11 protein-coding genes are annotated in these 10,794 nt (G+C 65.9%); 3 read left to right on the forward strand and 8 right to left on the reverse strand.

What is annotated here, in order from left to right; translation table 11 throughout:
• A partial coding sequence (locus ACIA5D_RS51390; protein WP_396038059.1) for an IS1380 family transposase occupies positions 1-1,160 on the reverse strand: 1,160 nt, incomplete at its 3' end.
• A gap of 309 nt (positions 1,161-1,469) precedes the next feature.
• A complete protein-coding gene (locus ACIA5D_RS51395; protein WP_396038060.1) occupies positions 1,470-2,483 on the reverse strand; it encodes a hypothetical protein in 1,014 nt (337 codons plus the stop codon).
• Positions 2,484-3,106: 623 nt separating this feature from the next.
• On the opposite strand from ACIA5D_RS51395, the gene ACIA5D_RS51400 reads away from it, so the two are divergent.
• Together ACIA5D_RS51400 and ACIA5D_RS51405 are read left to right on the forward strand one after the other, a co-directional pair.
• On the forward strand, positions 3,107-3,562 hold the full coding sequence (locus ACIA5D_RS51400) for a hypothetical protein (protein WP_396038061.1): 456 nt from the start codon (positions 3,107-3,109) through the stop codon (positions 3,560-3,562).
• A 213-nt stretch (positions 3,563-3,775) separates the two neighbouring features.
• Positions 3,776-4,582, forward strand: coding sequence for a hypothetical protein (locus ACIA5D_RS51405; RefSeq protein WP_396038062.1), 807 nt, complete (start codon positions 3,776-3,778; stop codon positions 4,580-4,582).
• A 63-nt stretch (positions 4,583-4,645) separates the two neighbouring features.
• Here the strand turns inward: ACIA5D_RS51405 and ACIA5D_RS51410 are convergent, their stop codons facing one another.
• The 6 genes from ACIA5D_RS51410 to ACIA5D_RS51435 all read right to left on the reverse strand — a co-directional run bounded on the left by ACIA5D_RS51410 (position 4,646) and on the right by ACIA5D_RS51435 (position 10,193).
• Positions 4,646-4,966, reverse strand: a complete 321-nt coding sequence (locus ACIA5D_RS51410) for a hypothetical protein (RefSeq protein ID WP_396038063.1) — start codon at positions 4,964-4,966, stop codon at positions 4,646-4,648.
• Complete coding sequence (gene istB, locus ACIA5D_RS51415) at positions 4,956-5,759, reverse strand: IS21-like element helper ATPase IstB (protein ID WP_396038064.1); 804 nt, start codon at positions 5,757-5,759, stop codon at positions 4,956-4,958. The genes ACIA5D_RS51410 and istB overlap by 11 nt, the downstream gene beginning before the upstream one ends.
• On the reverse strand, positions 5,756-7,129 hold the full coding sequence (locus ACIA5D_RS51420) for a transposase (protein ID WP_396038065.1): 1,374 nt from the start codon (positions 7,127-7,129) through the stop codon (positions 5,756-5,758). The genes istB and ACIA5D_RS51420 overlap by 4 nt, the downstream gene beginning before the upstream one ends.
• A 779-nt stretch (positions 7,130-7,908) precedes the next feature.
• Positions 7,909-9,417: a caspase family protein gene (locus ACIA5D_RS51425; protein WP_396038066.1), complete on the reverse strand. Its 1,509-nt coding sequence runs from the start codon at positions 9,415-9,417 to the stop codon at positions 7,909-7,911.
• Positions 9,414-9,806, reverse strand: a complete 393-nt coding sequence (locus tag ACIA5D_RS51430; protein WP_396038067.1) for a hypothetical protein — start codon at positions 9,804-9,806, stop codon at positions 9,414-9,416. Before ACIA5D_RS51430 ends, ACIA5D_RS51425 begins: the two co-directional genes overlap by 4 nt.
• Before the next feature lie 261 nt (positions 9,807-10,067).
• On the reverse strand, positions 10,068-10,193 hold the full coding sequence (locus ACIA5D_RS51435; RefSeq protein ID WP_396038068.1) for a hypothetical protein: 126 nt from the start codon (positions 10,191-10,193) through the stop codon (positions 10,068-10,070).
• A gap of 250 nt (positions 10,194-10,443) precedes the next feature.
• Here ACIA5D_RS51435 and ACIA5D_RS51440 point away from each other — a divergent pair, with 250 nt between their 5' ends.
• Positions 10,444-10,746, forward strand: coding sequence for a hypothetical protein (locus tag ACIA5D_RS51440; RefSeq protein ID WP_396038069.1), 303 nt, complete (start codon positions 10,444-10,446; stop codon positions 10,744-10,746).
• The last annotated feature ends 48 nt before the right edge of the window (positions 10,747-10,794 follow it).

A 10,794-nucleotide genomic window follows, 5' to 3' on the forward strand; every position in this document is an offset into this window, starting at 1 on the left:
TTCCTGGACAACCAGAACACGGCACGCGAGGAGGACAACGACCGCCATGACCACGAACGCCCGGTATGAGTGCACTGTGACACCCTCGTCTCGACCCGGGCGTGCGCGCGGTGGCGGGCCTCGAGCCACTGCAGGGCCCCGATTGGGGTGTTGGTGACGAACGCGGTGTAGCGCCAGCCGTCGCGTTCCTCGAACAGCGACAGTTGGGCGCCGGGATGCGGGCGTTCGCGGCGGACGATGACCCGGATCCCGTCCGGCCAGCCGCCCAAGGTGAGCAGCCCGGTCAGCTCCGCCACCTCGGCCTTCTCGCGCACGCCGCCGTCGGCGGTCAGCGCCGGTGTCCACGCCGTGGCGGGCAGGGTGGTGACGGCGGCGCGTTCGGTCTCGGTGATCGACCAGCCGATCGAGTACTCGACGGTGCGGCGGCGGGTGTTCTGGCCGGTGATCCAGTCGAGCACGGCGTGCGTGCCGGCGGCGCTGTCACCGCGGATCAGCAGACGCCGCCGATGCTGCGCCGGGATCTGCGCGATCGCGTCGCCGAGCACGGCGAGGTGGTCGGCGGCGGAGTTCGCGCCGGCGTTGCCCGCACGCAGTCTGACGGCGAGGAGCTCGTTGGTGTTGTCGCAGGTCACCAGGATGGGGTGGAAGCCGTAGGTGTGTTTGTAGGTGGCGGCGGCGTTTTCCTTGTCGGAGTGGGCGATCACGATCGTGGAGTCCACGTCCAGCACGACCACCCCGGCGCCGATGTCCCGGCCGGCGGCGCGGGCTGACGGTGGGGCGCTGAACAGCTGCCACAGCCGGGCCCGGACCTTCGCCCGCGCCACCGCGATGCGCCGCAGCTGGGCGGGACCGATCTCGTCCAGGGCCCGCCACACGGTGGTGTCCGAGGCAACCAGCCCGAATACCTCGCTCTGGTGGCGCAGCACGTCGATGTCGCAGATCGCCTCGCCGCCGTCGGCGATCAGCACCGCGAGATCGACCAGGACCCGGCCCCGGTCATGGACCGGGAACACCCCGGTCCGGGCCAACCCGGCGGACAGGGCGCCGGTCAGCCCGGCCCGATCCGCGAGCATCCGCAGCAACGCGGCCCCGACGTGCGACACCACCTGTGTTCCGTCCGCGGTAACCCGCAGATCCTTCGACCACGCCGTAAACTGCACGCCGGAAGTGCCTCCTTGGTAGAGATCCTTGTAGATGTCGCAATCACAAGTTTCCCCTGCCAGAGAGGCACTTTCGTCTATTTACACGCCGATCGGACCCACCATTTGATGATCACCGTGAATCACCCAGGCTAGTGGGAGGGGCCGACGGACGGTTGCGGGAACAACGCCCGCCGGCGAAGGGCAACGGTACGAGGTCCGACAGCTCCGTGGCGCCCGACGTGCCGCCGATGATGCGTGGTCCGCACCGTGCGCGTCGCGGGCGACTGCTCTGTCATGGGCCGGCGAGCGGGTCCTCCGCCGCCCTCCTCAGACGGTGGTGCTCTCGGCCTCCTCCGACGGGCGGTCCTCGGGATGCCTCGGCCATTCGACTGTCTTTAGACCCGGGAAGTACAGCTGCTGGGGAAGCTCGACGGCCGGCGGGTTCGGAGCTTGCCCGTCCGTCGCCCGCCAGGACAACGTGGTTGTCTGGGTGGCTTCGTCAGTCGTCCCAACCCATACCACCGGCCGCCCCGCGAACGACGATTGCTCGGCGGCCGCGTAGGTCCGGCCGCCGAGCCGCCCGAGGGTCAGGTGGACCTCGTCCCGGATGAACGAGAAGATTCCCCAGACCTCGACAGCAAGGACCTGGTGGAGGTCGCCGGTCTCGGTCTGCTGGAGGTGGTACCCCAGCTGCGCCACCACGAGGCCGAGCTGGAAGGTCGTCACGGTGTCGCGTTCGGGGTGGTGTCTCGCCTCGAACCAGAGGTAGCGCCGGATCGGGTCCAGGGCGAGAGCCTCGGCAACCAGGTGGCCGAGGATTCCGAGGAGGGTCACATCGGAGTCGTAGACGTCGGTTTCCGGCTGCCCCGCCACCTCGATCACTTGCTGGTCAGGGCTCACAACGACGACCGTGCAGCGCGTCGGGCTGAAGGTGATCGAGTCCGCCAGGAGGCGCTTCACCACCGGCTCCCCGTCGACCGTCACGATCTCGGGCTCAACGGCCTCGACCCAGCCGCCCTCTGACTCGACCTTAGTCAGAGCCCCCGCGGTGAACCCCGACTTCGACACCAGGACCAGTTTGTGCGTCGGGAGCCGACGGTGCTTGCCGATCTGCTGCTCGGCCCAGTCGACCGAAGCCCGGCGTCCCTTCTCGTTGACCTCCAACGAGATCACCATCGGCTCGCCGTCGGCCTCGGCCTCGACGACGATGTCCACCTCCCGGTCGCGTCGCGAGTCTGGGTCGAACATCATCTTCGACTCGGTGACCGTCACACCGGGCCGCGCGTAGTGCTGGCGGACCAGGTGAACGACCGCCTGGAACGGCGTCGTGCGTTGCGGCATTCCGGGCAGGATAGTCCGTGGTCTCACCGAGGGCCACACACCTTGTCTGGCGCCGCCGCTTCTGGCCTTCACGACCGACCGTTCTTCGGTGAGCGGGCCGTTGGGCCTGGTACCGCCGCCAGCCTATGGCCACGGGGACAGTGCCGGACAACTGTAGACAGCTACTCCGACGCGTTGTCCTACCGGCAGGGTCGTTGTTGTGGTTGCTCGGACTGGCGCCGCGCATTGCCTTGGTCGCCGACGCGTGGAACTGCCTGACCTTCCCAGAGCAACGGTTCCCAGCAGCAACGCAGCCTTATGGCCTCGTCGGGTGCGGAGCTGGTCCGGCCGGTTACGGCCCGGCAACAGTACCTCCACCACAGAAAGCTCGCTTGCACCTACGGAGAAGTCCGACGCGACGAGGCATCGGCCACGCGGCCTGACTCATTCAGACCGTTGAAATATCCGCACTTCCCCGGCAAACCGACAAACGTTCGCGTACACGCATTTGCCGAGAACAGCGCGTCTGATCTTTTTGGGCTCCCGGTTCGACTACTTCGTATCAGCTCACATCCAAGCGTCAACGGCCTGAACGTAAAGCCATTCAGCGCCTGGCGTGGCGGCAGCACGGGTATATTGGACGAATGACTGACATTCTTAGCGCGGTGGTCCGCTTCGCTTTGGACGACGGCTTTCGTGCGCACCAGGAGAGCGTCAAACAACGCCGAGCACGAGGGATTCCGGAAAATCACATACATGTCGAGCTTGAACCCGACGTCGCGCGAGTGGATATCACCATTTCGAGATCTGCACTGCAGAAACTGCGTGACCATAATGGAGTTGTTGAAACTAGCGATGTGAGAAAGGCTGACCAAGGAGCAGCGCTTCAAGCGAAACGAGCTATTGTGGGACTCGCTGACGTGCGCTCCGCGTCGGCTGACGAATCGCATGACGTGTTGGTGGAACTCGACGCGGACGATATTGATTTGCTTGACGACGGCCAACCTACTGGGATTCGGGCAACGGCGAACGACGCGGTCGAGCCATATCCCCTATATGAAGCATTCGTCTACATGTCGAGTGAGGCGATCGATCAGTAACACCCCCAGATTGGCACCTGCATTGCCGCTGATCGCACAACCGGATCTGCCGAGATGAGTGCACTCTACCGCACCAATCGCGGAGCATCGCTTGCTTGAATTCCTCCGACATAAAAATCGATCTGCGTCCGACTGGAGTGACTCGAGCGCCACGTTCATCGCGCGTAAAGGATCTTGTGCGACGCCGTACGCGGATCTAGGTATGATGACTGCATGAAGAGGATTCTAAGTGCTGCCGGCGCAGTATTCATTGTGATTGCAGTGATTATTGGGCTTTTCTGGGGCGCCGTTTCGGACGCTGCGGGAGCCGTGAGTTTCCTGTTCTCTGACGGGTTCCGTGATTGGCTGAGCCGGAATGCCGTTCCCGCCTTTTGGGTGGGATTGGGGATCATCCTCGCTTTAGTCGTCGCGATCGAGGCCACTCGGCGCCACGCTGCTACGGTGAGTGGGGAGAAATCCGCCCTCGAAGCCGAGGTAAAGAATCTCCAGGAGAGCCTTAAACGCTCAAACTTAGATTCCGCAAAGCTCCTGGATGCGTCCCGCGAGGAGTCTTCCAGGCTGCGGGTACGTGTCGCCGAACTCGAAGCGGTGCCTGCGGACTATGATATTGAAAAGTTTTCACGTTTTGTAACCGAAATACCGCCCGACGGCATGCTCCTAACCTACCTGAAGCAATGGTTCGGAGGGAAATGCTGGGAGTGGGCCAAGATTGAAGATGCAGAAAACATTATTCACAATTGGGGCATGGCTCAGTTTGTGGACAATGAGATGTCTCGGCTGCTCTCGGAGTTGCGGGAAGCATGCTCGAAATTTGTTGGCGCAATAGCGGCCAACACTTTCAAGGTTGATCCCGACGAACCCCGAACCTGCCTACGAGAAGACTACTTTGATGACTTTATGAAGTACGAGCAGCGCCAGCAAGAATTGCGCGAACTGGGAGACGCTGTCGTCGAGGTCCATAGTCAGCTCGTGGAATACGGGCACCGTCGATCAATGTATCGCCGAAAGGCAGACCGGTGATGGCGCTAGCCGGAAGTCCCCAGAGGTACTAGTCGAAATTCCCCACCTGGGTGCGTAGGGATCTTAGTTGTCTCGGACCGCTCGAAGCGAGACCAGGTTGGGGGCGAGCGGGGTTTGCTGGGCGACCTGCGGGGTTGTCAGGAGAGCGACGATGGTGACGGGCTGGCCGCAGTGCGGGCAGTCGCGCAGGGCTGCGGGCTCGGGCTGGTAGGGCTTGGGCGTGTCGGCGGACGCGGGGTTGGTGGCGGTGTTTTCGCGGGCGCGGCGGCGGCCGGCTTCGGCGCGGCAGCGGCCGGAGCAGTAGGTGTGCCTGCTCCGGTTGCTCGTGTCGACGGTGAAGCTGTTCCAGCAGATCGGGCAGGTGCGGGTGGTGTCAGCTGGCACGGCTGTTCACCGCCTGGCGCAGCTTGTCGGCGTGGCTCTGGTGAGCGCGCAGCCGGTAGGAGGGTCCGTCGATGCCGACCACGGTGGCGCGGTGCAGAAGACGATCCAGCATGGCCGCGGCGACGGTGGCATCGCCGAACGCGCCGGCCCAGTCGGCGATCCCGACGTTGGTGCTCAGGATCGTCGATGACTTGAGGTAGCGCTGGTTGATGACTTGGAACAGTGCGGAGGCGCCGTCGCCGGGTAGCGGCAGATAGCCGAGTTCGTCGATCACGAGCAGGCGGGGTCCGGCGAAGAATCGCATGCAGGTGGCCCAGCGGCCTTCCAGGGCGGCCTTGTGGCAGCGGGCGGCGAGGTCGGCGGCGGTGGTGAAGTAGACGCGGTGGCCGGCTTCGACGGCGGAGCGGGCCAGGCCGACCGACAGCATGGTTTTCCCGACGCCGGGCGGGCCGACGAACAGGACGTTGGAGGCGTCGTCGAGGAAGCGCAGGGTGGCCAGGTCGCGGATGAGTTTCTCGTCGACGCCGGGCTGGGCGGAGAAGTCGAAGTCGCTGATCGACCACGGTTCGGGCAGGCAGGAGAACCGCAGCCGGGAGGCCAGTTTGCGGGCTTCGGTGGACTCGACCTCGATCTCGAGCAGGCGTTCCAGGGCGGCGGTCAGCGACAGCCGTTCGGTGCGGGCCGCGTCCAGGATGCGCGGGAGCGCGTCGGCGGCTTCGTTGAGTTTCAGGTAGGCCAGGTGAGCGCGTAGCTGCTGGTAGCGGCGTGCTTCGCTCATGGCGGGCTGGGTCACGGGGTGTTCTCCTTGGGGTTGTCACCGTCCGGGACGGGCGGTGAGGTCTTGAGCCGCGCTGCGGCTGCGGCGTAGGTGGACAGGTCGATCACGACCCGGGCGGCGGGGTTGGTGACCGGCAGGCCGCGCAGCCGAGCCGCCTCGGCGACCGCGGCCGCTGAGGGCGGCCGGCGGGTCTTGTGCTCGCAGCGGGCGGCGGTGCTGAATTGCTCGAGGACCTTCTTCTCCAGGGCGATGACGTGACCGTCGTCGCGGACGGTGCGGCCGGCGCCGTCAACGGCGCGACGGTGCTGGGCGACGACCGCGCCGGACGCGGTGGCCAGGCGCAGGGTGTCGGCGCCGAGCCGGTGCCGGATAGTGATCTTCGCGCCGGTCATGCCGGGCGGGACGGAGTAGAAGTTGCCGCGGAACGGCACCAGTCCCTGCGCGGTCACCGTGTGCGTTGCCTGCAGCTCGGCCGGGAACGGTGCTGGCGGGCAGGGACGCAGCGGTTCGGCGTCGGCGAGCTCCGCGACGGTGGTGCGTTGCCCGTCGCGCATGCGACGGCGTTGATCCAGTCGGACGCAAAGCGCATCGAGGCCGGCCTGAGCGGCCTCGATCGTGGTGTCGTCGGGCAGGGTGCGCCACCAGCGTTGCGCGGCGGAGTGGTTCGCTTTCTCCACCACGCCCTTGCGGTTGCCGCGCCGGGGCGGGCAGATGTCCACGCCGACCGCGTAATACTTCGCGACGCCGGCGAACGAGGCGGTCAACCGGCCCGAGGCCGGGAAGCAGACGGTCGCCATCCGGTCGAAGCGCCACCGCCGGGTCAGGCCGCCCAACCTGCGGGTGACCGCATCGAGTGCCTCGATCAGGTGCGGCTGGTCCTCCGTCGGCGCCAGCACGCCGCGCCAGCGGCTGGAGTGCGCCAACGCGCCGACCAGCAGGTGAGCATGCTTGCCGACGCCCCATGCCGATGGCGGGTCGGGCAGCTCGACCCAGTCGAACTGGGTCTCCTCGCCGGCGGGATGGGTGATGATCGCGGCGTCGCGTCCGCGAGTGACCTGACACGGCTCGCAGTGCGGGCGCAGACCGTGCTTACGGATCGCCGCCGTCAGGCTCGGATACGAGCCGGTGAAGCCGAGCTGCTGCAGCTCGTCGAACAACGTCGACGCCCACAGGTGCGGGTCGTCGGCCAGCCGCAGCCGGCAGTAGCCCAGGAACGGGTCGATGACGTCCGGAGCCGTACGCACCCGGACACCCGGAGTGCGTCGCCCGGACAGGTACGCCCGCACGGTCTTGCGATCGACGCCCAGATGCCGGGCGATCGCCGAGATCGTCCACCCCTGAGCACGCAACGCGTGCGCCTCCACATCGGCCTCCAAAGACAGCACCCGCGCCTCCAACCCATCCACGGTGATCAACACGGGGATCGGACCAGAGAGCGGGGCAAACGGAGCGCCCAGGGTGGGGAACCTACGTCAGCACAACCGGGGAAATTCGATTAGCGCAGTCACCGGTAGTCGGCTGGAGGCTACCGGGCGCACGGCGGGGCCGGAGGGACTCTTTTGCCGCGATCAGATCGCTACAGAGTGTGATGGCTGACCGGGCGCCGGCATATCTGATGATCTTGTGAGTGGGATCGAGCCTTCGTGAAGATCGACGGATGGCTGTCTCCGTTCGATTTCGCGATGTCAGTTGGCGAGGTCTCGGGCGACCGAGATCACGTCCCACGCAGAAGCCTGCGACTGAGCTGAGGAGGCTTCCCGCGACGCCTGTTCGTCAAGACCAAGAACGAGGGACAACCCGGGCCCGACCCGCAGACCGCACTCGGCCGGTGCATGTCATCTCTCATGGCCGCGAGGTGCGTTCAATGGCCTCCGCAACGTCGATCTTGCTGGGCGGGTGACACGGCGCTGCGGGAGATCATCGTGGCGGGTGATGACGTCGGCGAGGCAGACGGCGGGGATCAGTATCGCCAGGTCGACGGCGACCAGTTCGATGCGCGGGAGCCGGGCGGCGGGAACAGGATGGCACCGGCGGCGAGCGATACCCCCTTCATATCGGGACCTCGGCGGCTGACGAGCGGGTAGACCGCGGGGAGCAGCAGCGTGCGCGGGAACGCGGGCCCCGCCGATCTGGAAGATCACGTCGGTAACCAGCGGATGATCGCTCAAGGGCCAGGACAGTCGTTGCTTACGGTTCCGGCCTCGCGGTCGACCTCGCGGACGGCCAACGAGGTGGCGATTGGCACGAGCGCGTCGGCGGCCTCGCGGGCGTCGTAGTCCTTGGCGGCGCGAGACGCTTCCAAGTCGACGGCCATGAGCTCTATGGAGTATCTCTGGCCGGGGTCGCCGTTGAAGTACTGAGCGCCCCGCCAGGAGGACAACTCGTCGGGCTTGTCCCAGCCGAAGACCTGCTGTACGTATCTCTGGTTATCGCCGTTGTCCAGGCTGCGCATGGCCAGGATCAGCGACTGGCCCTTCGCCAAGTGTGCTGAGCCGGAGAAGTAGGCGCAGCTCTTGACCTTTGCGCCGTCCAGGGGTGACGAAAAGCTCCCGGTCGGCTGCATGGTCATGCTGATAGTGGGGCTCGGCCTGACTGGCGCCGTCAGTGTCGGCGCCAAGGTAGCTTGCCGCTTGGAGTGTTGTGCCGACGCCGCCGACGCCGGGCCGATCGATGGGAGCGTATTGCTGCTGGGAAGGATGGCACCGGCGCCGAGACTTGCGGGCGCGATGGCACTCGGCCCTGCTCCCGGCTGAGCACGATGGTCCGCGGACCGCCCGGGTAGACCGGCCACGGCTATTGCTGCTCCTGCCAGCGCTGTCATGGCTATGGCCGCCACTGTCACCACGTTTAGCCGGCGGCGCCACCGCGGCCAGGGTGTCCCGCCGCTTGCGGCGACCGCGGGCTGCGTCCCAGCGCGCCCTGGGGGATCGGGCGGAGTGCGCTCTCGGGGGTATTGAAGACCGGCACGGGCCAATGCCGGATCGCCGTCCCCGTCGAAACGGCGTTGGGGGACGAGCGGGCCGTCCTCGGCCATGCGGCGGCGCAGATAGTGGTAGAGGTCGGAGACTGTTACGTACTGCGCGCCGGGTCGCGCCGCAGCACCCTCAAGACCGCGCAGCAGATAGGCGGTGAAGCGGCTGAATCCGGTGCTGTGCTCAGCGTCTGCGGCGCGATCAGACGAGCGCGTCGCTGCCAGGACGTATCGGCCGCGGCCCGCCAATTCGGAAGCCACATCGCCGCCCTTGAACGCGCCGGCATAACAGCAGTCGAGGACGATGACGGTAATTGCCGCAGCGCTCTGATCGGTCATCCGGGTGATGGTCTCGGCGCTGATCGTCGTGGTTAGCTTGCGGTCCGTTCGGGTGTTGCGCGCACATAACAGCAGCGAGCCGTTGTCCGCGGTAATGCCGTGGCCGCTGTAGTAGATCAGGAGCACGTCGTCGCGCGTAGCCCCGGTCAACAGCTCTTCCAGCTCGGCGCTGATCTCATACGAGGGCCGGTCGGTCAAGAGCGTGATGTCGGTCGGCGAGAACAGCGAAGTCAGGTTTCCCGAGAGGACGCGCCCCAGGCCCGAGACATCATTGATCGGGCCTTTGAGATCCGGCAGATTGTCCGGGTCGTCGGGGTAGTGCGAGTTACCGATCAATAGCGCACGGTACCGTGGGCCGGTCATGCGCCATTCCTCCACCGGGACAAGGCGATCTCGGTGAGTTGTCTGGCCGTTGCGTCATCGACGAGTGTGCCGCGAAGGGTGATCTTCTCCTCGCGACCATTCACGGTATAGGCTATTTCGACGACGCGGCTGCGATCACGGGTGAGCCAGTCCCGCAGGCACTGTACGGCCGCGGTGATGGAGCCCGCGGACGAAAGCGCGATGATGACCGTCTCGATGGCACCCTTTCCGCCAGCGTCGATGTCCATCCTGCGACGCAGGCCACCCGCTTCCCGGCGCAGCTGGGTAAACAGCTCGACCTGCTGAGCGAGCCATCGGTCGTCGTCGCGGCCGTATCGCTCACTACTCGGCCGGATCGTCAACAGCAGCGCGTCGTCGCCTGAAGTCACTGTCCTGTCCCTGCGTTTGATCAATTTGCTCGTACGTCACGGCGCGCTCGCTTCCAGCGTGTCAAAGTCGAAATATTCTCAGTTTGCGACAGTCGTTCGTTTCCGATGCCGTAGCACCAATTCGCGGGCTCGCCGACCCGCGGCAAAGTAGCAAGTCACCCCGACACGAAGATAGAAATCGATCTCCAGCCGCCTGTCGGAAATACGACATATCAGTGGTTGAACCACGGCAAGCCGCTCGCAGAGCCTCGGCAAAGTCGTTCAGGTGATGCCGAGTAGTGCCAGTGGCCGGGTGCTGTCGCGGGCGTGATGACGGTTGGCGGCGGCGATGTTGGTGGCGCCGGTGGTGCGGAGTGCGCCGATGGCGGCGTTGCGTAAGGCGGCCATGACTTGTGGTCCGGTGCCGGTGCGGATCTGGGGGCGGTCTTCGTCGTAGGTGAAGTCGCGGACCCTGCGGGACCTTGTTGCCTAATTCGTGGCGCGCCGGTTGTGGTCCGTGACGCTGCGCGTGCCGAAAACCTCATCCGTGCTGGCCATGGCCAGTTTGATCGCCGGAACGGGATCAGCTGCGGTTACGAGCTGCCAGACCCCCACATGGCAGGGATCCACACCAGTAACTGCGCGAGGATGACCCGCTGTGCTGCTTCGACTTGCCTACCTCGGCATGACCAACACCCTCACGCTGCTCCGCCTTCTGCCCATGAGCGACCGCGCCAATGACGCCGAGATCCTCGCGCTCCGGCACCAGCTCACCGTCCTCGAACGACACCTGCACGGCGAGAAGATCCGCTTCACCTGGGCAGATTGGGCCTGGCTCGCCGCCCTGCTCCACCAACTCCCCCGCGACACACTCCGGAAGATCCGGCTGCTGGTTCGCCCGGAGACCGTGCTGCGGCCCTGGGTGTCAGGGTTCGGTGAGACCAGCGGTTCACAGGTGTAGCCCGCCCGGGGCGGCGAGGATGGATTGATCACGTTGACGCTCAACACG

It is taken from the genome of Actinoplanes sp. NPDC051513 (genome assembly GCF_044454685.1).
Lineage (GTDB): Bacteria > Actinomycetota > Actinomycetes > Mycobacteriales > Micromonosporaceae > Actinoplanes.